The organism is Pseudomonas sp. 3JA (genome assembly GCF_036961705.1).
GTDB lineage: Bacteria > Pseudomonadota > Gammaproteobacteria > Pseudomonadales > Pseudomonadaceae > Aquipseudomonas > Aquipseudomonas fluorescens_Q.
On sequence record NZ_JBAMDJ010000033.1, the window covers coordinates 18,980 to 41,203 of the forward strand.

Annotated in this window: 19 protein-coding genes and 1 pseudogene; 9 read left to right on the forward strand and 11 right to left on the reverse strand. The window is 62.8% G+C overall.

The window, feature by feature from the left end; genetic code table 11:
- Positions 1 to 226: 226 nt before the first annotated feature.
- Positions 227 to 1,288, forward strand: coding sequence for a M4 family metallopeptidase (locus tag V7773_RS22655; protein WP_063320641.1), 1,062 nt, complete (start codon positions 227 to 229; stop codon positions 1,286 to 1,288).
- Positions 1,288 to 1,611 (forward strand): protealysin inhibitor emfourin, encoded by a 324-nt coding sequence (locus tag V7773_RS22660; protein WP_063320640.1) that lies wholly within the window; start codon positions 1,288 to 1,290, stop codon positions 1,609 to 1,611. The genes V7773_RS22655 and V7773_RS22660 overlap by 1 nt, the downstream gene beginning before the upstream one ends.
- Here the strand turns inward: V7773_RS22660 and V7773_RS22665 are convergent.
- The gene (locus V7773_RS22665) at positions 1,608 to 1,916 is read right to left on the reverse strand and encodes an RcnB family protein (protein WP_336075261.1); all 309 of its coding nucleotides are present in this window, start codon (positions 1,914 to 1,916) and stop codon (positions 1,608 to 1,610) included. The two genes, V7773_RS22660 and V7773_RS22665, sit on opposite strands and share 4 nt — an antisense overlap.
- Before the next feature lie 251 nt (positions 1,917 to 2,167).
- Between V7773_RS22665 and V7773_RS22670 the strand changes: the two genes are divergently transcribed.
- Positions 2,168 to 3,271, forward strand: coding sequence for a DNA alkylation repair protein (locus V7773_RS22670; RefSeq protein WP_063320638.1), 1,104 nt, complete (start codon positions 2,168 to 2,170; stop codon positions 3,269 to 3,271).
- A gap of 6 nt (positions 3,272 to 3,277) precedes the next feature.
- Here V7773_RS22670 and V7773_RS22675 read toward each other — a convergent pair whose 3' ends face one another.
- Positions 3,278 to 5,356, reverse strand: coding sequence for a putative bifunctional diguanylate cyclase/phosphodiesterase (locus V7773_RS22675; RefSeq protein ID WP_336075262.1), 2,079 nt, complete (start codon positions 5,354 to 5,356; stop codon positions 3,278 to 3,280).
- A 296-nt stretch (positions 5,357 to 5,652) separates the two neighbouring features.
- Here V7773_RS22675 and pncA point away from each other — a divergent pair, with 296 nt between their 5' ends.
- Positions 5,653 to 6,306 (forward strand): bifunctional nicotinamidase/pyrazinamidase, encoded by a 654-nt coding sequence (gene pncA, locus V7773_RS22680; RefSeq protein ID WP_063320636.1) that lies wholly within the window; start codon positions 5,653 to 5,655, stop codon positions 6,304 to 6,306.
- A 41-nt stretch (positions 6,307 to 6,347) separates the two neighbouring features.
- Positions 6,348 to 6,989: a DUF1345 domain-containing protein gene (locus V7773_RS22685; RefSeq protein ID WP_336075264.1), complete on the forward strand. Its 642-nt coding sequence runs from the start codon at positions 6,348 to 6,350 to the stop codon at positions 6,987 to 6,989.
- A gap of 67 nt (positions 6,990 to 7,056) precedes the next feature.
- Here V7773_RS22685 and V7773_RS22690 read toward each other — a convergent pair whose 3' ends face one another.
- From V7773_RS22690 to V7773_RS22715, 7 genes and pseudogenes are all read right to left on the reverse strand, one after another.
- Positions 7,057 to 8,358, reverse strand: a complete 1,302-nt coding sequence (locus V7773_RS22690; protein WP_336075266.1) for an ATP-binding protein — start codon at positions 8,356 to 8,358, stop codon at positions 7,057 to 7,059.
- A gap of 4 nt (positions 8,359 to 8,362) precedes the next feature.
- Complete coding sequence (locus tag V7773_RS22695; protein WP_063320633.1) at positions 8,363 to 9,064, reverse strand: response regulator transcription factor; 702 nt, start codon at positions 9,062 to 9,064, stop codon at positions 8,363 to 8,365.
- 218 nt (positions 9,065 to 9,282) lie between these two features.
- Entirely contained in the window at positions 9,283 to 10,467 is a 1,185-nt protein-coding gene (locus tag V7773_RS22700; protein WP_336075268.1) for a pyridoxal phosphate-dependent aminotransferase, read from the reverse strand.
- A gap of 41 nt (positions 10,468 to 10,508) precedes the next feature.
- A complete protein-coding gene (locus V7773_RS30575) occupies positions 10,509 to 11,372 on the reverse strand; it encodes a methyl-accepting chemotaxis protein (RefSeq protein WP_442963497.1) in 864 nt (287 codons plus the stop codon).
- Positions 11,364 to 12,134 (reverse strand): annotated as a pseudogene (locus V7773_RS30580) (MCP four helix bundle domain-containing protein); the annotation flags it as partial. The pseudogene V7773_RS30580 and the gene V7773_RS30575, both read right to left, overlap by 9 nt.
- A 288-nt stretch (positions 12,135 to 12,422) precedes the next feature.
- A complete protein-coding gene (locus V7773_RS22710; RefSeq protein ID WP_092144681.1) occupies positions 12,423 to 13,559 on the reverse strand; it encodes a glycerate kinase in 1,137 nt (378 codons plus the stop codon).
- A gap of 171 nt (positions 13,560 to 13,730) precedes the next feature.
- Positions 13,731 to 14,855 carry a sugar diacid recognition domain-containing protein gene (locus tag V7773_RS22715; protein ID WP_336075271.1) on the reverse strand — a complete coding sequence of 375 codons (1,125 nt, stop codon included), beginning with the start codon at positions 14,853 to 14,855 and terminating at the stop codon, positions 13,731 to 13,733.
- A gap of 183 nt (positions 14,856 to 15,038) precedes the next feature.
- On the opposite strand from V7773_RS22715, the gene V7773_RS22720 reads away from it, so the two are divergent.
- The 3 genes from V7773_RS22720 to rarD all read left to right on the forward strand — a co-directional run bounded on the left by V7773_RS22720 (position 15,039) and on the right by rarD (position 18,606).
- Entirely contained in the window at positions 15,039 to 16,349 is a 1,311-nt protein-coding gene (locus tag V7773_RS22720) for an MFS transporter (RefSeq protein ID WP_336075273.1), read from the forward strand.
- A 195-nt stretch (positions 16,350 to 16,544) separates the two neighbouring features.
- Positions 16,545 to 17,558, forward strand: a complete 1,014-nt coding sequence (locus V7773_RS22725) for an aldo/keto reductase (protein WP_336075275.1) — start codon at positions 16,545 to 16,547, stop codon at positions 17,556 to 17,558.
- A 163-nt stretch (positions 17,559 to 17,721) separates the two neighbouring features.
- Positions 17,722 to 18,606: an EamA family transporter RarD gene (gene rarD / locus V7773_RS22730; RefSeq protein ID WP_063320628.1), complete on the forward strand. Its 885-nt coding sequence runs from the start codon at positions 17,722 to 17,724 to the stop codon at positions 18,604 to 18,606.
- Between the two features lie 176 nt (positions 18,607 to 18,782).
- Here rarD and hppD read toward each other — a convergent pair whose 3' ends face one another.
- Both hppD and V7773_RS22740 read right to left on the reverse strand, forming a co-directional pair.
- Entirely contained in the window at positions 18,783 to 19,859 is a 1,077-nt protein-coding gene (hppD, locus tag V7773_RS22735) for a 4-hydroxyphenylpyruvate dioxygenase (RefSeq protein WP_336075276.1), read from the reverse strand.
- 250 nt (positions 19,860 to 20,109) lie between these two features.
- Positions 20,110 to 21,054 (reverse strand): DMT family transporter, encoded by a 945-nt coding sequence (locus V7773_RS22740; RefSeq protein WP_336075278.1) that lies wholly within the window; start codon positions 21,052 to 21,054, stop codon positions 20,110 to 20,112.
- 219 nt (positions 21,055 to 21,273) lie between these two features.
- Here V7773_RS22740 and V7773_RS22745 point away from each other — a divergent pair, with 219 nt between their 5' ends.
- Positions 21,274 to 22,137 carry a LysR family transcriptional regulator gene (locus V7773_RS22745; protein WP_336075279.1) on the forward strand — a complete coding sequence of 288 codons (864 nt, stop codon included), beginning with the start codon at positions 21,274 to 21,276 and terminating at the stop codon, positions 22,135 to 22,137.
- The last annotated feature ends 87 nt before the right edge of the window (positions 22,138 to 22,224 follow it).

The following is a 22,224-nucleotide window of genomic DNA, read 5'->3' on the forward strand; positions in this document are numbered from 1 at the left end:
TTGTGGCGAGGGAGCTTGCTCCCGCTGGGTTGCGCCGCGACCCGACAGGTTGCATGCGGTCTGCCTGACACATTCAGGGGCAAGGTTTTGGGGTTGCTTCGCAGCCCAGCGGGAGCAAGCTCCCTCGCCACAGGGGTCGATCACACAAACCTGCCCTCTAGGGAACCGCGACGGCCTCTTCGGTTCACATGGGTATCGACCCTGCATTTCAGATAAGGATTTTCTGATGTTCGACTCTCGTCCGCTCCACGGTTTCATTCCGCCATACATCCTCAATCGCATCATCGCCCACGGCTCCGAACAGCAACGCTCCAGCGCTCTCGGCACCTTGACCCACGTGCGCAGCCTACGGCACAACCCCGGCCCGCCCGGCAACCTTCCCGCCGCCGCGAAGCTGCCCAAGCCCGGCAAGGCCGGACAGCCGCAACGCAGCGTGCATGACGCCCAGAACAGCATGGAACTGCCCGGCCAGCCGGTCCGCCTGGAAGGTCAGCGGGCCAGTGGCGACCCGGCCGTGGACGAAGCCTACGACGCCCTCGGCGCCACTTATGATTTTTTCTGGAACGTGCTGGGGCGCGACTCCATCGACAACAAAGGCTTCGCCCTGGTGGGCAGCGTGCATTATGGCCAGGGCTATGAAAACGCCTTCTGGAACGGCGCGCAGATGGTGTTCGGCGACGGCGATGGTGAAATCTTCCAGCGCTTCACCCGTTCCCTGGACGTGGTGGCCCACGAGCTGGCCCATGGCGTCACCGAAAGCGAGGCCGGGTTGATCTACGCCAACCAGTCCGGCGCCCTGAACGAGTCCATCTCCGACGTGTTCGGTGTGCTGGTCAAGCAGTTCGTACTTGAACAGACCGCCGACCAAGCCGACTGGCTGATCGGCGCCGACCTGCTCACCGACAAGATCAACGGCGACGGCCTGCGCAGCATGTCCAACCCCGGCAGCGCCTACGATGACCCGTTGCTGGGCAAGGACCCGCAACCGGCGCACATGCGCGAATTCGTCATTACCCGTGAAGACAACGGCGGCGTGCACATCAACTCCGGCATCCCCAACCGGGCCTTTTATCTGGTGGCGACCACGCTGGGCGGATTTGCCTGGGAAAAGGCCGGCCGGATCTGGTATGAAACCTTGTGCGACCGAAGATTGGCCAATGACGCGTCCTTCAGCGCCTTCGCCCGCCTGACCGTCGAGCACGCCCGCCAGCGCTTCGGCACGCGGGAAGTGCAAGCGGTACAGAACGGCTGGGCCCAGGTCGGCGTCGACCTGACACAGGAGAGCTGATGAAAACCCTTCCAGACCTCGACGACAAAGCCGTGGTACGGCTGTCGCGCCAGGGTGGCGTGGCCGCCATCCATGCGCTGACCCGGCCACGGGAAATCGAATTCGCCCAGTGCGACCTCGACCAGCGCACGCGCATCTGTTCGGTCCTGGAGGGTTGCCTGCCATTGACGTCCTCCACGCCTGGGCGCGGCGACCAGCGTTTTTTCCAGATCGAGGTGCGCTATCGCGCCAACGACCAGGATGACGAGATGGTACTGCAGGTGCCTGAGGACCAGGCACCCGGCGAGCTGGTTCACCTGTGGGACAAGGGCGAAGTGCTCTAGCGTGTGGCCGGCACGATCTTGACGATGGCGCCGGATGCGGTTTCGATCAGCAAGTACTTGTCGTCGATCTGCACCCATTGCTGCTCGTTTGTCGGTTGCTCGAGTTCCTTCTGTTTCCAGTCTTTCATGGCCCTGTCCGCGCGCTGGTAGTCCGCCGGGACCCGGTCGTTCTCCACCAGCCTGCGGCCATTGCTCGGCGAATGCTCCAGGGCATCTCCGGTTTTCTCGACCGCTTGCGCAACAGGCCCAAGGGCTCCAAGGCCGGCGATCAGGACCAGGCTGGCGATCAGGGTGGGTTTGCGCATAGAAAAAACTCCAGTTATTCGAGGGACTGAATCTGGGACTTCGCGGGCGGCGAATCATTCCTTAATTCCTGGAAACTGTACCCCGTGGCGAGGGAGCTTGCTTCCGCCGGGCTGCACAGCGGCCCCAATCCAGGCGACGCGGTCATTCAGTGATGCGGCATTCACGGGGGTTACGACTGCTGCGCAGCCGAGCGGGAGCAAGCTCCCTCGCCACGGGATATAGTGACAAGCCCTGCACGACGGACCCTGCCATGACGACTTCGACCACTGCCTCCCCTGCCCTCAAGGAAATCTTCAACAGCGCCCGCCTGGAACACATCGCCAACGAAATGCGCGCGGTGTATCCGGCATTCGACGCCAAGGCGTTCTTGCACATGGCTAACGACGGGCTGGCCGAGTTATCGGTGATGCAGCGCATGGCCCGGGTCAGTGAGTGCCTGCATGCGGTACTGCCCCTCGGTTATGAAGCTTCGCTGGAAGTGCTGCGCGCCCTGGCCCCGCGTCTGAACAGCATGTTCGTCAGTATGTTCCTGCCACACTACGTGGCGTCTTATGGGCGGCATCGCTTCGACGTGTCTTTGGATGCGCTCAAGTATTTCACCCGGTTCGGCTCGTCGGAATTCGCCGTGCGGCACTTCCTGCGCGATGACCTGGAACGCACCCTCAAGGTCATGCACGACTGGGCGCTGGACGCCAACGAGCACGTACGCCGCCTGGCCAGCGAAGGCAGCCGGCCACGCTTGCCGTGGTCGTTTCACCTGGAGCCGATCCAGGCCAACCCTGACCTCGCCGCCGCGATCCTCGACACGCTCAAGGCCGACGATAGCCTTTATGTGCGCAAATCCGTGGCCAACCACCTCAACGACGTCACCAAGCAGCATCCCGACTGGGTGCTGGACCAGATCGAAGGTTGGCCGCTGCAAGACCGCCACACGGCATGGATCGCCCGGCACGCGCTGCGCAGCCTGATCAAACAAGGCAACCCCAGGGCGTTGGGCGTCATCGGGGTCGGCGGCAAGGCACAGGTCCAGGTGCTGGATTTGCAAGTGACGCCTGCGGTGATTCGCCTGGGGGAACAGGTCACGCTGTCCTTCACGGTGCAATCAACCCTCGGGCAGAGCCAACGCCTGGTGATCGACTATGCCGTCGACTACGTGAAAGCCTCGGGCGGCACCTCGGCCAAAGTCTTCAAGCTCAAGACCTTCGACCTGCCCGCCCAGGGTTGCGTCAACCTCAGCCGTTCCCAGCACATTCGCGAGTTGACCACGCGCAAACACTACGCGGGCCGGCATGCCGTGCACCTGCTGGTCAACGGCGAGCGGCTTGGCAGCACAGCATTCGACATCGTGCCTTGAAGTGGCTCAGCCCACCGCCACCCGTTGTGCCTGGCGAATGTCGTGGATGAACCGCTCAGCCGGCAGTGGATGCCCCAGCAGATAGCCCTGCAGCGAATCGCAGCCCAACTGGGTCAGGAAGTCTTGTTGCACATCGGTCTCCACACCTTCGGCGACGATCCGCAGGCCCAGGGCCTGGCCGAGGGCGACGATGGCCGAGACGATCGCCGCGTCATCGCTGTCGTGCTCCAGGTCACGCACGAAGCCGCGATCGATCTTCAGCTCGTTGGCCGGCAGGCGCTTGAGGTACATCAGGCTCGAATAGCCGGTGCCGAAGTCGTCGATGGACAGGTCCACGCCCATGTCCGAAAGCTGTTGCAGCACCGTCATGCTCGCGTCCGCATCGCTCATCGCGGTGGTTTCGGTGATTTCCAAGGTCAGGCTGTTGGCCGGCAGCTGATGCGTTTCCAGGGCCTTGGCCACGCTCTGCACCAAACCGATATGGCAGAACTGCAACGCCGACAGGTTCACCGCAATGCGCCAATCGGTATAACCGAGCACGTACCATTCACGCATCTGCCGACAGGCTTCGTTCAACACCCATTCGCCGATGGGGATGATCAACCCGGTCTTTTCCGCCAGGTCGATGAAGGTGTCGGGCATCAACAGGCCCTGGGTCGGATGGCTCCAGCGCAACAAGGCCTCGGCGCCGACCGGCTGGCCGTTGGCGGCATCGAACTTGGGCTGGTAGTACAGGCTGAATTGCCGCTGTTCGACGGCAATGCGCAAGTCTTGCAGCAACTGCAATTGCTTGCGGGCGTTGCTGTTCATCGACGCGTCGAAAAAGCTGTAGCCGTTCTTGCCGGCGCCCTTGGCGTGGTACATCGCCGCGTCGGCGTTCATCAACAGTTCGTCGGCGCTCTGGCCGTTGCCAGGGTAAAGGGCGATACCGACGCTGGCGGAGATCTGCAAGTCATGCTCAGCCACCCGGAACGTGCGTGCGATCAGGCCGACCTGACGTGCCGCCAATCGCAAGGCGTCGTCGGGTTCAGCCAGTTGCACCAGCAGCACGAACTCATCACCGCCGATCCGCGCCAGGGTGTCCTGGCTGCGCAGGTCCTCACGCAGGCGCAGGGCCACGTCCCGCAGCAACAAATCGCCCATGTGGTGACCGAAGGCGTCGTTGACCGGCTTGAAACCATCCAGGTCGATGAACATCAGGGCGAAGCAGCCACCCTGCTCTTGCACCCGATGCATGGCCTGGTCGATACGATCAGCCAGTAATACCCGGTTGGGCAGTCCGGTGAGGGGGTCGTGCAGGGCCAACTGGGTCAGTTCCCGGTTGGCCAGGGTCAGCGATTGGGCCAACTCCGCAGTACGGGCTTCCAGGCGCGCATCGAGAATCGACGTCAGCAAGGCGATGGCCAGCACCGCCAGGGTGGTGATCAACACCAGATTGTCCAGGCCCTTGCCGCTCAAGCCGTCCAGGGAGCCACAAAAGCTGCCGTCGCTGAACCGCGCCCCGGCCATGCCGGTGTAGTGCATGCCGACGATGGCGACACCCATGACCACAGCAGCGCCTGCACGAGCCAGACGCACGTGGGGCGTGTTCTGGCGCAGGCGAAAGGCAATCCACAACGCCGCCGCCGAAGCACCGACAGCAATCACCAACGAAGCCCCGAACAGTGTCGGGTCATAGTCGATGCCTGGCTGCATTCGCAGAGCGGCCATGCCGGTGTAGTGCATGGTGCTGATCCCGGTGCCCATGATCAGCGCGCCGAACGCCAGTTGCCACGCCGGCAATCGCGGCTGGCTGACCAGCCACAGGGCAAAACCGCTGGAAAGAATCGCGACCAGCAGCGACAGCGCGGTGATGGATACGTCGTAGCCAAGCTCCACCGGCAAGCTGAACGCGAGCATGCCGATGAAGTGCATGGACCAGATCCCCACCCCCATCGCCAGCGCGCCCCCGGCCATCCACAAATGCGCGGCGCGCCCCTGGGCGGTCGCGATCCGTCCGGCCAGGTCCAGGGCGGTATAGGAAGCCAGCACAGCAACAAACAAGGAAATCGAAACAAGGGCGGGGGAATAACTGCCGATGAGCATGTTTTTTTCTCGTAACTGGAGACCGGACTGCTTCCATGCCCGGTTGAAGGCCGGCGATTGTACTTAATCGTGACAGGGACGCACGAACCAAATATCAAAAAGCCATCAACGCTGGAATATTTTCGACGAAAGACACCACCCCTCGCAGAAGGACTATTTTTGTAAACCATCAATCCTGCGTTCACCGCAGATTCGTTGTGGGAGCGAGGCTGCTCGCGATGGCGGTGCGTCAGTCTACGCACCAGGCCCAAGCCGTTCAGCTACTATCGAAGAACCACTCCAAGGAGGATTCATTCATGGGCGTTCCCGCCAACCGGGCTTTGACCACTGCGCTGGTAGTCATCGATGTACAGAACGACTTCATCCCCGGCGGCCAACTGGCCGTGCCGGGTGGCGATGAGATCGTGCCGCTGATCAACCAGTTGGGGCATTCATTCAGGCACGTCGTCCTTGCCCAGGACTGGCACCCGGCCGGGCACGCCTCGTTTGCGTCCAGCCATCCGGGCAAGCAGCCGTTCGACATCGTCCAATTGCCCTACGGCGAGCAGAAGCTCTGGCCCGACCACTGCATACAGGGCAGCAATGGCGCCGCGCTGCACCCGGCACTCGACCTCCCCCATGCCAAGCTGATCATTCGCAAGGGCTGCAACCCGGACATCGACAGCTATTCAGCCTTCATGGAAGCGGACCACCTGACCCCTACCGGCTTGACCGGCTATCTCAAGGAACGCGGCATCGACACCGTGTACCTGGTGGGGCTGGCCCTGGATTTCTGCGTGATGTTCTCGGCGCTGGATGCCCGGTTGGCGGGGTTCAATGCGCTGGTGATACTGGATGCCTGCCGGGGCATCGATATCGACGGCTCGATGGAGGCGGCAATCCGACGGATGCAGGAAGCGGGCGTGCAATTGATCGACTCCAGCGCGATAGATGGCCGCCCCTTCGCTTGACGGCTCATACTAGGCGCCTCCGTTCCGGACAGTGAGTCTCCATGCCCTTCCTCGCCCGCACCCACCCGCGTCTGTCCAGCGCCACGGTCCTTGGCCTGGCGGTGGGTATCCTGGTTCCCGTGGACTCGATCATCAGCAAAATCCTGATCGGCTGGAATGTCGGCGTCTGGACCTACCTGGTGCTGATGTCCTGGCTGACCGTGCGGGCCAAGGCGCCCGACGTCCGGCGCATCGCCGAAATCGAAGATGAAAATGCCGGGCTGGTCCTGCTGGTGGTCTGCATCGCGGCATTGGCCAGCCTGGCAACCATCACCTTCGAACTGGCCGGCAGCCGCGACCTGGACGCCGCCGGCAAGCTGCTGCATTACGGTTTCACGGCAATGACCGTGATCGGTTCGTGGTTGCTGATCGGGGTGATCTTCAGCGTGCACTACGCGCGGTTGTATTACACCTGGGAAGGCCAGGAGCCGGCGCTGCGCTTTGCCGAAGGGCTGACCACGCCCAACTATTGGGACTTCCTGTATTTCTCTTTCACCATCGGGGTCGCGGTGCAGACGTCCGACGTGGGGGTCGCCAGCCGGCAGCTGCGCAAGATCGTCCTGGCTCAATCGTTGATCGGGTTTGTGTTCAACACGGCGATCCTGGGGTTTTCGATCAATATTGCGGCGGGGTTGTTTGGGTAAGGGACATTGGGACCGCTTCGCGGTCCAGCGGGAGCAAGCTCCCTCGCCACAGAGATCGGACCGAGGCTCAAGCGGGTGTTGGCAGCCACAGCCTGAAGCGCGCCCCGCCCAGCGGCGAGGCTTCGACGGTCAGCGTGCCGCCCTGGGCTTCCAGGGCTCGGCGGCTGATGGCCAGGCCAAGGCCGAAGCCGCCGGTGGCGCGGTCGCGGCTGCGATCCAAACGGTAGAACGGCTCGAACACGCGCTCGCGTTCGCTGTCGGGAATGCCGATGCCATCGTCGTCGACCCAGATCTCACAGCCTTGATCACTGACCAGTACGCCCACCTGGATGCGCTTTTCGCAATAACGCATGGCATTGCGCAACAGGTTCTGCAAGGCCCGAGCGGTCAGGCGTGGGTCCAGTACGAAACGCTCCAGAGCGCCGTGCAGCAGCACGTCGATCACCACATCCGGTGCCGCCAGGTCCTCGTCGACGCTGCCCAGGATACTGTCGATGAACTCGTCCAATGCCACCTCGACCCGTTCGGGCAGGCGTTGCGGGTTCTGCAGACGGCTGTAGGACAGCAGTTCCAGCACCAGTTCATCCAGCTCACGAATGTGCGCCACCAACCCTTGCAGGCGCTCGCGACTGGCCGGCGGCAGGTCATCGGACAGCGCCAGGGCCAGGCCGAAGTCGAGCCGTGTCAGTGGCGTGCGCAGTTCGTGGGACACGGCGTTGAGCAGGTCCCGCTGTTGGTTGAGCAGGTTCTCGATGTCACCCGCCATTGTGTCGAACACATGGGCCAGGCTGCCGATGTTCGAACTGGAAGCAATGTGCGTACGCTCACCCAGATGACCTTTGCCGAAGCGTTCGGCGGTGCGCCTGAGGCGTTCCAGGTCGCGCCAGTGAGGCCGCAACCAGAGCAACAGGCAGGCCAGCATGGTCGCGCCGATCAACACGTTGATGCTCCAGTACAACCAGCTGACGTCGGCCGGGTCTGGCGGCACGACCATCTTCACCGCTGTGCGCCCGTCCAGCGGCGCCGCCGCCAAGGTGCGCCAGGCCCAGTCACCGATACGCACCACGTTCTCGCCGCGCTTGAGACGCGCCCGCTCATCGGCACTGAAGCCGCCGTCATCGATCGCCGCCAGCTCGATGCGCAGCGGCTCGAACTCCTTGTCCATCTGCGCCGCCAGCACCGGCCACTGCTCGCTGGGCACGGCGCGGAACTGCTTGACCATCAAGGTTTGCAGGCCACGGGAGTAATCGAGGTTGTAGGTCATGAAACGGTCTTGGAACAGGCGGATCACCAGTTCCGGCATCAGGTAGATCGCCGCGCTGTAGGACACGATGGTGACCAGGTAAAGGCGAATCAGCAGCTTCCACATCGGTTCAACATTCCCACTCGGAACGACTGAACAGATAACCCTTGCCCCACACGGTCTTGATCTTGCGGGCTTCGTCGGCATTGTCGTCGAACTTGCGCCGCAATTTGGAAATCGCCACGTCCACCGAACGGTCGGTGCCGTTGAACTCGATGCCGCGCAGGCGCTGCAGGATCTGGTCTCGGCTCAGTACTTCGCCGGAATGCCGGGCCAGCACCACCAGCAGGTTGTATTCGCCGCTGGACAGCTCCACCGCTTGTCCGCGCCAGGTTACGGTGCGCTCGGACAGGTCGATGCAGAGGTTGCCCATGAGGATGCGGTCGTTGACCGTCTGCGGCTCGGTCAGGCTGCTGCGGCGCAACAAGGTACGCACTCGCGCCAGCAGCACCCGGGGCTCGCAAGGCTTGGTGACGTAGTCATCGGCGCCCATCTCCAGGCCCAGGACCTGGTCGTGGCTGTCGTCCCGGGCAGTGAGCATCAAGATCGGCAAGGTCGCCGAGTCGGCCCGCAGCAGGCGGCAGACTTGCAAGCCGTCCAGCCCCGGCAGCATCAGGTCGAGAATCACCAGGTCCGGCGGATCGACGCGTGCCCGCTCACGCACATGATCGCCACGGCTGAGCACGCTGACCTGATAGCCGTTGCGCTCCAGGTAACTGGCGATCAGTTCGGAGAGTGCGCAGTCGTCTTCGACCAGGAGGATGTTGGGCATGGGTGTTTCCAGAAAGTGCTGTGGCGCCGGAAATGCCTCTATCGCGAGCAGGCTCGCTTCCACAGGGGCCTGAGTCGCACTAAAGACTCAATGTGGGAGCGAGCCTGCTCGCGATGAGGGCCTGCCAGGCGCAGAAAATCTCAAGCTGCCAAGGATATACGGCCCCGCTCATCCACGAGCAAAACCCTTACACAATTTCACACAGCCACTACAAAACGTTACCGCTGGGCCCGCAGCAGATCCGCCGCACACGAGACGATCCGCTGGCACGCATCCGCCAGCTTCACCTGATCGACCACCAGCCCGAGGCGGATATGCCCTGCCGCACTGGGCCCGAACGCCTCGCCGGCCAGCACCGACACGCCATAGTCGTCCAACAACCGTTCGGCAAATGCCTGAGCGTCGAGACCGGTCCGGCGCACATCGACCATCACGAACATGCCGCCATCGGGCCGCACCGGCTTGAGGCCTGGGCAGTCGTCGAGCATGGCGCACACCAGGTCCCGGCGCTGGCGATACTCGTCGTGCATCTGCGCCACTTCCGGCAACGCCTGCTCCAGGGCGACCTGGGCTGCGCGTTGCACGAAATCCGGCAGGCCAAACAACATACACAAGGACAGGTTTGCCAAATGGTCGGCGAGGGATTCAGGGCCGATGACCCAGCCAATGCGCCAGCCGGTCATGGCGTGGGATTTGGACAGGCTGTTGATCGTCGCGGTGCGCTCGGCCATGCCCGGCAGGCTGGCGGGGCTGATGTGCTCGCCGTCATAGAGCAAGTCGCTGTAGACCTCGTCACTGATCAGCCACAGGTCATGTTCGATGCACAACCGGGCCAATGCCTGCCAGGTGGGCATCGGCAGGCTGGCGCCGGACGGGTTGTTCGGGCTGTTGAGCAGCATCGCCCGGGTACGCGGGGTCACAAGACGGGCAACGTCCGCAGGTTCGACCCGAAAACCGTTCTCCGGGCGGACCGCCACCGGCACCACGGTCGCCCCGCAGGCACCGAACACCGCTTCATAGGTGACATACATCGGCTCGGCAACGATGACTTCGTCGCCAGGGTTGAGCAGGCATTGCGCAACCGCATACACCGCGCACTGCGCCCCCGGCAGTACGACAACCTGTTCGGCCCCCGCAGGCTGGCCGCAACGCAGGCGATGACGCCGGGCAATACTGGTGCGCAAGGTGTGCAAGCCGCGGATGTCCGAATAATGGGTCTCACCGGCCCGCAGGCTGCCCACGGCAGCATCGACAATGGCGCGCGGGGTGTCGAAGTCCGGATCGCCCACTGACAGCAACAACACATCCATGCCCTGTTCGCGCATGGCCAGCGCCCGGTCGTGAATCTGCCAGGCGGCGGCACCATCGCCGGTGATGCGTTGGGTCAAGACTGAAAAGCGCATGTATCTCTCCTGATTGCGCGATATCCAGCCTCAACCCTATCTCAAATCACAAACCGCGCCACCATCGCATTCAACCCCACCGCCAGGCGCGACAGTTCGTGGGTCGCGTCGCTGGTCTGTTTGGCGCCGCTGGCCGACTGGGTGGCCAGGTCGCGAATGTTCACCAGGTTGCGGTCCACTTCACGGGAAACCTGGGCCTGTTCCTCCGATGCACTGGCGATGACCAGGTTGCGTTCGTTGATCTGGTGGATCGACTGAGTGATCTGCTCCAGGGCCACGCCGGCGGCGCGGGCCATTTCCAGAGTGCTTTGGGTACGCTGGTTGCTTTGTTGCATCGACTGCACGGCCTGGCCGGTGCCGTTCTGGATGCCGGCGACCATTTTTTCGATTTCCTGGGTCGATTGCGCAGTGCGATGGGCCAGGGCCCGGACTTCGTCGGCCACCACCGCAAAACCGCGTCCAGCCTCCCCGGCGCGAGCGGCTTCGATGGCGGCGTTGAGGGCCAGCAGGTTGGTCTGTTCGGCGATGGCGCGGATCACGTCCAGCACCTTGCCGATGTCGCGGCCCTGGACCGCCAGGCCTTCGATCATCGAGGCGGTGGCCTGCACGTCGTGGGTCATGGTCTGGATCGCGTCGACGGTTTCGACCACACGTGTGCGGCCTTCCTGGGCGGCCTGGGTCGATTGGTTCGACGCCTCGGAGGTGGACACCGCGTTACGGGCTACCTCTTCGACCGCGGCGGTCATTTCGTTGACCGCCGTGGCCGCCTGTTCGATTTCGTTGTACTGCTGTTGCAGGCCGCGGGAGGATTCCTGGGTCACGGCGCTCAGCTCTTGCGCCGCGGCGCCCAGTTGAGTGGCCGAACCGGCAATCTGCTCGATGGTCTGGCGCAGGCTGACTTGCATGGCGGCCAAGGCCTGGAGCAACCGGCCGGGCTCATCCTTGCCATCGTCCGCGATGACCTGGACCAGGTTGCCACTGGCAATGGTCCGCGCAGCCTCCAATGCCCGGTTGAGCGGCGCGACGATGCTGCGGGTCAGCAGCAAGGCCAGCACCACGGTGGCCAGGGCGGCGGAGATCGAGACAATAATGATGCCGGTGATCGCGCTGTCGTAGTGCTCACCTGCCTTGGCCGAGGCTTCGCTGGCACCGGCCACGTTGATCGCGATGAGCTTGTTGAGCTGCTCGCCCATCAGGTCGGTGCCTTCCTTGATTCGCGTATTGATGTGGGTGCGCAGCTCATCGGCCTTGTTCTGCCGCGACAGGTCGAGCATTTCCTTCTGGGCTTGCAGGTATTTTTCCAGGGTCGCGGAAAAGACCTTGTACAGTTCGGCCTCCTGCGGCGTGCTCGGCAGCGCGGCGTAGCTGTTATTGGCCTTGTTCAGTTTTTCCACCAGCACGCCGATGCGGCTCTCGGCCTCGGTCAGGCTGGCCGGATCCCGGTTGACCAGAATGCGGAACGAGAGGATGCGCATGCGCAGCACGTTCTCCAGCACATTGGCCAGATAGCCGACGCTGGGCACTTGGGTCTGTTCCATCTCCAGCGAGGCCTGGCGAATGACAGACATGCGGTTGGCGGCGAATACGCCGAGGATAACGACGAGCAACGCGATGACGGCGAAGCCGAGAAAGGCTCGTGGCGCGATATTCAGGCTGCGTAGGGACATGGAAAGACCTCGAAATGTTGGGTCGAGCGTCCATGCTGGCAAGCGCACTGATTGGAGTTATGGGGGTATACGCTTAATCCGTTATCGGCTGGGCTTTAGGGTTTGTGCAGGGTGTGTAAAAAAATATTTCCCAATGCTTTTTTTTGGCGAGGGAGCTTGCTCCCGCTGGGGTGCGCAGCAGCCCAAATCGAACATGGTCAACCTTGACATTGCGGTGGATGGTTTCGGCGCCGCTTCGCGGCCCAACGGGAGCAAGCTCCCTCGCCACGGGTACAGTGTTCGACCACTTTATCGATGCGCCACCCGCCAAAGCCGTGCAATGTCCCGGGCACGCTCGCTCAGCAGGCGCGGGGCGTCGGTGCAGGCTTGCTGCAAGGTCATCGGTCCGCTGGCCAGGGCGAAGGCGGCGTCGATGCCGTGTTCATACAGCGCCTGGTAACCCTCCCCCAGCGTGCCGGCAATGACCACCACCGGTACACCGTGCTGGCGGGCGATGCGGGCCACGCCGAAGGGGGTCTTGCCGCGCAGGGTCTGGGCGTCGAAACGGCCTTCGCCGGTCATCACCAGATCGGCGCCGTTGACCGCCTCGGCCAGCCCGGTCAACTGGGCGACAACGTCCACGCCGGTACGAAACTGCGCACCCAGGAACGCCTTGGCCGCGAACCCCAGGCCACCGGCGGCGCCGCTGCCCGGCTCGTCGCGCACATCCTTGTTCAACGCCCGTGCGCAGTGTTCGGCGAAATGCCCCAGGGCCCGGTCCAGTGCCTGCACTTGAGAAGCCGAAGCGCCCTTCTGCGGACCGAAAACCACGGACGCACCATGGGGGCCGCACAGCGGGTTATCGACATCGGCAGCGATCTCGAAGCTGACCCGGGCCAGGCGTGGGTCGAGTTCACTCAGGTCGATGTGCGACAGGTTCACCAAGGCCAGGCCACCGGGAGGAAGGGGTTGGCCCTGGTCATCCAGCAACACCACGCCCAGGGCCTGCATCGCACCGGCCCCGGCGTCGTTGGTGGCACTGCCGCCGATCGCCAGGATGACCCGGCCAGCGCCCTCATCGAGGGCAGCGCGAATCAGCTCGCCGGTGCCGTAGGTGCTGCTGGAACAGGCGTCGCGTTGCCCCGGCGGCACCAGTTGCAAGCCACTGGCTTCGGCCATTTCGATGATCGCGGTGCGGCTCTCGGCCAACCAGCCCCAGCGCGCCTCGACAGCGACACCCAACGGACCGCGGACCCGGGTGTGGCGCCACTCACCGTGACAGGCCGCCAACACCGACTCCACCGTCCCCTCCCCGCCGTCCGCCATCGGGCATTTGATCAACTGCGCATCCGGCCAGACCTCGGCCAGCCCCTGGGCGATGGCATCGGCGACGCCCTGGGCACTGAGGCTGTCCTTGAACGAGTCGGGGGCGATGACTATTTTCATATTATTCTCCGGTTCCGATGCACAGCATGCTGCCAGTTGACCGCCGCCATGACGCCGGTCCGCCGCACAAAAGGCACAGGGCATTATTGTTCAATTTCACAAATACCGGTTTTCCAGGAGGATTCAGGTTGAAGCTGCCTGCCTCATCGCGAGCAAGCTCGCTCCCACAGGTTATGGGGTGATCTCGGCGGTTTGCGGCAACAGTTGCACTCCCAGGTACAACGCCAACATCCCGTCCAGACGCAACGGGTCCACGCCGCTCAGTTCGGCGATGCGTTCCATGCGGTAGCGCAGGCTGTTGCGGTGGATGCCCAGGGCGTCGGCGCAGGCCTGGCTCTGGCCGTCGTGTTCGCACCAACTGCGCAGGGTGGCGAGCAACTGGCCGTTGCTGTCCTTGGCGATGACCTTGCGCAACGGGGTCAGCAGTTCGTCCAGGGCATCGTCGCTGCGATGGCGCCAGAGCAGCACCGGCAGGCGATAGCGGCTGAGGGCCAGCAGGCGCGATTGTGGCAACACATCACGCCCATAGGCCAGCAGATCAGCCACCCGCCGATAGCAACGCCGCAAGCCCGCCACCCCTTCAGCCTGGCCACCCACCGCGATCCGCAGGATGTTCCAGCCCAGCCCATCGAGCTTGCCCAGCAACCGCTCGTTCTCCACCGAAACGGTGACCGGCCGGCACCAGAGCAAGGAGGACTTGGACGAGGTCAGGCACCAACTGTCCGGGTAGCGTGACATCAACCACGCGCTCAACGTCTCGACGGTCTGCCCGGGCCCATGCTCCAGGCCCAGTTCGAACAGATACGGCACCCGCGACAATTGCGGCTTGAGGCCCATTTGCCGGGCTTCATCCAACAATCGCGGCGAATCTCCCGCATCGCCCAACAGCAGCGCCAACAAATCATCACACCGCTGGCGGCGCCATTGCTGCTCGGCCTGCTGGTTACGCTGTCCCAGCAACATCTCGGCGGTCATGCGCACCAGCTCGGCGTAGGTGCGCAGTTGCGCAGGCTCACCCGTGATGCCCAAGACACCAATCAGCCGTTGATCGAGCATCAGCGGCAGGTTGATCCCCGGCTGCACACCCTTGAGGTGCATCGCGGTGTGCTCGTCGATTTCCACCACCCGACTGTTAGCCAGGACCAGTTGCGCGCCCTCGTGACGGGTGTTGACCCGCTCGCGCTCGCCGCTGCCGAGGATCAGGCCCTGGTTGTCCATGACATTGACGTTGTACGGCAGGATCGCCATCGCCCGGTCGACGATGTCCTGCGCCAGGTCGTGATCAAGTTCGAACATAGGCGGTGTTCCTTGCAAGCGGCGTGAATGTTGTTTCAGGCATGGGTTTGGTCAGGCGCACAGGGTCTGCATTCAAACCCTGTGCTCTGGCACAAAGACACGAGCCCCTGGGCTGGCCGAGACTCAAGGGGCGGTCAACGTTACCCCTTGGCTCGCAAAAATCATAATAATGAGAGACCCGCCATGTCCCAGAGCGCAATAGCCCTCCTGGCTACCCCCGACGAAAAAAATACCGTCTACAAGCGCATCACCCTGCGCTTGATCCCCTTCATTTTCATCTGCTACCTGTTCAACTACCTCGACCGGGTCAACGTTGGCTTCGCCAAATTGCAGATGCTCGACGCCCTGAAATTCAGCGAAACCGTGTACGGCCTCGGTGCCGGGATCTTCTTCATCGGCTACGTACTGTGCGGCGTGCCAAGCAACCTGGCCCTGACCAAGTTCGGTCCGCGGCGCTGGATCGCGCTGATGATGATCACCTGGGGCGCCCTGTCGACGTGCCTGCTGTTCGTCACCACCCCCACCGAGTTCTATACCTTGCGGCTGTTCACCGGCGCCGCTGAGGCCGGGTTCTTCCCTGGCGTGGTGCTTTATCTCTCGCAGTGGTTCCCGACGTTCCGACGTGGCCGGATCATGGCGTTGTTCATGTCGGCCATCCCGGTGTCCGGCCTGCTGGGCAGCCCGTTTTCCGGGTGGATCCTCAACCACTTCGCGGCCGGCCAGGGTGGCCTGGCGGGTTGGCAGTGGATGTTTCTGCTGCAAGGCATTCCGACGGTGATCCTCGGGGCGCTGGCGTTCTTCTTGCTCAGCGACACCTTCGCCAACGCCAAATGGCTGACCGACCAGGAACGCGCCGTGCTCAGCGTCGACCACGCCGAAGACCTGGCCAACAAGCCAAAGACCGCCACCGACTCGCTGTTGGCGGTGTTCAAGAACCCGGCAATCTGGGCCTTCGGCCTGGTGTACTTCTGCATCCAGAGCGGCGTGTACGCGATCAACTTCTGGCTGCCGTCGATCATCAAGAGCCTGGGCTTCAGCGATAACCTGGTGATCGGTTGGTTGAGTGCAATCCCTTACCTGCTGGCGGCTCTGTTCATGTTGCTGGTGGGCCGCTCGGCGGACCTGCACAAAGAGCGCCGCTGGCATCTTGTCGTGCCGATGCTGATGGGTGCCGTCGGGCTGCTGATCGCCGTCAACTTCGCCACCACCCCAGCCATCGCCATCATCGGCCTGTCCATCGCCACCATGGGTGCCCTCACCGGCCTGCCGATGTTCTGGCCGGCGCCCACGGCCCTGCTCAGCGCCGGAGCCGCCGCCGGTGGCTTGGCCTTGATCAATTCCATGGGGCAGATGGCCGGCTTCCTCAGCCCGTATCTGGTGGGTTGGGCCAAGGACGCTACCGGCTCGACCGACGCGGCGCTGTACCTGTTGGCGGGCGTGATTGTCTGCGGCAGCCTGCTGGCGTTGCGCATGACCCGCACCTTGCGCACCTGACGCCCTTTTTTCCCTGTGGGAGCGAGCTTGCTCGCGATAACGCCGGATCAGTCGGCATTGATGTTGACTGTTCGACCGCCATCGCGAGCAAGCTCGCTCCCACAGGGATTCAGCGGTGTTTGATAAATCTGTTTGATCCGTGCGGTGGTTCTGGGGTTTGATTGGGCCTTTCTCCATGGATGAAAGGATCTTGTCATGAGCTACCGCACGCTAGGCCATTCCGGGTTGCAAGTCTCGACGCTGACCCTGGGCACGATGATGTTCGGCGAACAGACCAGCACCGAGGATTCGCTGCGGATCATCGACAAGGCCTGGGACCAGGGCATCAATTTCATCGACACCGCGGACGTCTACACCAACGGCCGTTCCGAAGAGATCGTCGGCGAGGCGATCGCCCGTCATCGCCAGGAATGGGTGCTGGCCACCAAGGTCGGCTTCGGCCCGCCGGACGGCATGCCCAACCGCAGCGGCCTGAGCCGCAAGCACCTGTTCAATGGCATCGAGGCCAGCCTGACGCGCCTGGGCACCGATTACCTGGACATCTATTACCTGCACCGCGAAGACCACAACACCCCGCTGCACGTCACCGTGTCGGCCATCGGCGACTTGATTCGCCAGGGCAAGATCCGCTATTGGGGCCTGTCGAACTACCGTGGCTGGCGCATCGCCGAAGTGATCCGGATCGCCGACAGCCTGGGCATCGACCGGCCGGTGATCAGCCAACCGCTGTACAACATCGTCAACCGCCAGGCCGAAACCGAACAGATCACTGCGGCGCAGCACTACGGCCTCGGCGTGGTGCCGTTCAGCCCCCTGGCCCGAGGCGTGCTCAGCGGCAAGTACGCGCCGAACGTGGCGCCGGACGCCAACAGCCGTGCGGGCCGCCAAGACAAACGCATCCTGGAAACCGAGTGGCGGGTCGAGTCCCTGCGTATTGCCCAGCAGATCCTGCAGTACACCCAAGGCCGCGGCGTGGGCATCGTCGAGTTCGCCATCGCCTGGGTGCTGAACAACAACGCCGTGACCTCGGCCATCGTCGGGCCGCGCACCGAGGAGCAGTGGGATTCGTACACCAAGGCGCAATCGGTGAAGATCAGCGCGGAAGATGAAGCGTTCATCGATTCGCTGGTGACGCCGGGGCATGCGTCGACGCCGGGGTTCAACGATGTGAGCCATTTCGTGCCGGGGCGAGTACCGCGTACCTCATAATCATTCATCGAACAAGAACGTGGCGAGGGAGCTTGCTCCCACTGGGCCGCGCAGCGGCCCCTTCAGTTGCGGCCGCTTCGCAGCCGAGCGGGAGCAAGCTCCCTCGCCACAACTACTCTCCTCACCACAACAGTGTTCCTGCCCATCAAAATAAGAGGCCTCAGTGTCCAAAGGCATCGCTCTATCGGTCTCGGCCTCCGCGCTGTTCGCCGTCATGTACTACTACACCTCGTTGCTCTCACCGCTGACCGGCGTGGAGATCTTCGGCTGGCGCATGCTGCTGACGATGCCGTGCATGACCGCGTTCATGCTGGTGACGCGGGAATGGAAACTGGTCACGGCGCTGATCCAACGCCTGATCGCCACGCCACGGCTGTTGATCGCAGCAATAGCCTCGTCGGCACTGATGGGCGCGCAACTGTGGCTGTTCATGTGGGCGCCGCTCAATGGCTACAGCCTGGACGTGTCGCTGGGGTACTTCCTGTTGCCGCTGTCGATGGTCCTGACCGGACGCATCGTCTATGGCGAACGCCTTTCCTACCTGCAGAAAGTCGCCGTGTTCTTCGCCACCCTGGGCGTGTTCAACGAGTTGTACCAGGTGGGTGGTTTTTCCTGGGCAACCTTGCTGGTGGTGATTGGCTACCCGATCTATTTCATCCTGCGCAAACGCATCAAGACCGACAACCTGGGTGGACTCTGGCTGGACATGACCCTGATGCTCCCCGTTGCATTGTGGTTCGTGCAAAGCGGTGAACAGGGCCTCGACGTTTTCGATCAATACCCATGGCTGTCGCTGCTGATCCCGGTGCTCGGGGTGATCAGCGCCAGCGCGCTGGTGTCCTACATCGTCGCCAGTCGATTGCTGCCGTTCAGCCTGTTCGGGCTGTTGAGTTATGTTGAGCCGGTGTTGCTGCTGGGCGTTGCGCTGCTGTTGGGTGAAAGTATCAAGGCCGGTGAATGGCTGACCTATATCCCGATCTGGATGGCCGTGGCGGTGTTGGTGTTCGAAGGCTTCAAGCACCTGGTGCGGCAGCAGCGCAGGACTTAAGGTCACCGCCTGCCCTGTGGGAGCGAGCTTGCTCGCGATGGCGGTGGATCAGTTGGCGCAGATGTAGGCTGTGCCGCCGCTATCGCGAGCAAGCTCGCTCCCACAGTCTGGATTTGTATCGGCATGAAAAAACCCGCCTGGCATCACTGCCAGGCGGGCTTTTTTGCACTCAGGTGTTACTCGGTCGTCAGCACTCCACGGCGCACCTGGTCGCGCTCGATGGATTCGAACAGCGCCTTGAAGTTGCCTTCGCCGAAACCATCATCGCCCTTGCGCTGGATGAATTCGAAGAACACCGGCCCCATCAGGGTTTCCGAGAAAATCTGCAACAACAGGCGCTTGTCGCCCTGCTCGGAAGCACCGTCCAGCAGAATGCCTCGCGATTGCAGTTCATCCACCGGTTCGCCGTGGTTCGGCAGGCGGCCTTCGAGCATTTCGTAGTAAGTGTCCGGCGGCGCGGTCATGAAGCGCATGCCAATGCTTTTCAGGTGATCCCAAGTCTTGACCAGGTCATCGGTGAGGAACGCCACGTGCTGGATGCCTTCGCCATTGAACTGCATCAGGAACTCTTCGATCTGTCCGGCGCCTTTGGACGACTCTTCGTTCAACGGGATACGGATCATGCCATCCGGGGCGGTCATGGCCTTGGAGGTCAGGCCGGTGTATTCGCCCTTGATGTCGAAGTAACGGATCTCGCGGAAGTTGAACAGCTTCTCGTAGAAACCGGCCCAATAGGCCATGCGCCCGCGATAGACGTTGTGGGTCAGGTGGTCGATGATTTTCAGGCCCGCGCCCACCGGGTTGCGGTCAACGCCCTCGATGAACACAAAGTCGATGTCATAGATCGAGCTGCCTTCGCCAAAACGGTCGATCAGGTACAGCGGCGCACCGCCGATGCCTTTGATCGCCGGCAGGTTCAGCTCCATCGGGCCGGTCTCGATGTGGATCGGCTGGGCGCCGAGCTCCAGGGCACGTTTGTAGGCCTTTTGCGAATCCTTGACCCGGAACGCCATGCCGCACACCGACGGACCATGCTCGGCGGCAAAGTATGACGCCACGCTGTGGGGTTCGTTGTTGAGGATCAGGTTGATCGCGCCCTGGCGATACAGGTGCACGTCCTTGGAGCGGTGGGTGGCCACTTTGGTGAAGCCCATGATCTCGAAGATCGGCTCCAGGGTATTGGGCGTCGGGGATGCGAATTCGATGAATTCGAAGCCCATCAGGCCCATGGGGTTTTCGTATAGATCTGCCATGTCGGCGCCTCATCAGTCGGGTCAATTAACAAAAAACGTTAGTTGCTGGCGATGCTGAGGACACGGGGCGGCGCGCAGGAAATGCCACGAACGCTGCGGGCGAGGAAATCGCCATAGATCAGTTGAAACCCAAGTATCTTCATTGTCGACCCAAGGCTCTTGCGGGCGAGGCTTCTGCTGCCAGAAGACGTTATTCTTATATGCGTAACTCGATTCTACACAGCGTAACCTGGTTTGTCCGCCTTCTGTATCAAATCGCCTTTTCCTTTGACCGCGCAAGGGGTTTGTTGCACAGGAAAATGCCCACCAGAATCACACCCCCGCCGACACACATCAAAGCCGTGAGCCGTTCGTCCAGCAGCAGCGCCCCCAACAGCACCGCCGTCAACGGATTGAGCGCGATGAACACCCCGGAACGGGTCGCACCGATCCGGCGAATGCCGTCATACCAGGCGATATAGGCCAGGGCCGAGCCCAGCACGCCGAGGTACAACAGGCTCAGCCATTGCTCCACGTCCAGCGCGCGCAGGGCTTCGACACGAATCTCGCCCGCCGCCGCGCAGGCCAGCCACAACATCAGCGTGCCCAGCAGAATCGACCAGGTCACGGTCTGCAAGGGGCCGAGGCTGTCATTCAAGCGCCTGGAAAACAGCGAATAGATGCCCCAGCCCAGCACGCAGCCAAAAATCAGCAGGTCGCCGATCCAACCCTGCGCGGCGCCTTGCAACAAGGACGGATCACGACTGACGATTACCAGCCCCGCCCCACCGATGCAGAGCACGATGCCCGCCACTTTCAAGCGGCTCAACCGTTCCTTGAACAACCACCAGGACGCCAGCCCGATCACCGCTGGGTTCAAGGCCACGATCAGCGAAGCCCGCGACGCGTTGATGTACTGCAAGCCATAGAAGAAGCACAGGTTGTAGAAAAAGATGCCGAAGAACCCCAGCGCGGCCAAGTGCAGCCCCTGCTTCACACTGGGCCTGGCCAGCGGGATCCCGGCCAGGGCGAGAAATGCCAGCAGCGCGATACTCGCCAACAGGAAACGCAGGCTGGCGGCAAACATCGGCGCCAAGGCATCGGAAAGGATCCGGCCGGCGACGAAGGTCCCGCCCCAGATCATGGTCACCATGGCGAGCTTCAGGTAGACCGGCAGGTCTGACGGGGTTGGGAGGGTTTGTTCGAGGGTTTTCATGGTTTCACCACATTGAGATCAATCGGACATCCGTGGCGAGGGAGCTTGCTCCCGCTGGACCGCGCAGCGGGCCCCTGCTGATTTGGCCCGGAGGGCTGCTTCGCAGCCCGGCGGGAGCAAGCTCCCTCGCCACAGAAAGCCTGGACCGCGGTTCCGTGCACGGTTGAGATGTCGCATTGTTTGCCTCATGCTTAATCATCGTAAAATGAGCAAACCCTCATGACCCTCACCCAACTCGAAATCTTCTCCCTGGTCGCCGAGCTGCGGGGGTTCACGGCGGCGGCAACGCGTCTGGGCATCGGCCAGTCAGCGGTGTCCCACGCCATCAAGTCCCTGGAACAAGAATTGGGCGTGGAATTGCTCAGGCGTCATCAATCCCAGGTGGAACTCAGCGACATTGGTCAGCAATTGCTGCTGCGGGCCCGGGCCATGCTCGGGCTGGCCAACACCTTGCGCCAGGAAGCCGCCGATGCCCGAGGCATGCGCCGAGGCACCTTGCGCATCGGCTCGTTCGGGCCGACGTCATCGATGAAACTATTGCCCGGTATCCTGCGGCGCTATCGAGACTTGCACCCGGGCATCGAAGTGCACATCGATGAAGGGCCCGACAGGCAGGTCCTCCAATGGCTGGACGAACGGCGGATCGACGTCGGCTTCGTGGTGCTGCCCGAGGAGCGTTTCGATACGTTCATGCTGATGGAAGATCAGATGGTCGCCCTGCTGCCCACTAACCATCCCCTCACCGCCCAGGCCAGCCTGAGCCTCAAGGACCTGTGCAACGACCCCTTCGTGCACACCGAGGCCGGATCGTCGGAACTGGTTTCGCGCCTGTTCAATGCCGCCCGGCTGACCCCGAATGTGCGTTTTCGTTGTTCGCAACTGCTCAGCACCCTGGATATCGTCAGGCGCGGTGAGGCGGTGAGCGTGGTGTCCGAGGGGTCGTTGCCGGACGATGAAAATCCCGGTTACGTTGCCCGGCCCTTGTCCCCACGAGTACCGCGCCAGATCGGCCTGGCGGTATTGGACAGCCGCCAGGCCTCGCCCGCCACCCTGGCGTTCATCGAGCTGGCCCGACGGTCATGAGCCCGCTCCCACACTCACGCTGCGGTCAGCAAGCGCTCGGCAAGCCATCTATCATGGACGGCATCCGACGACTCCCCCTCATCCCTT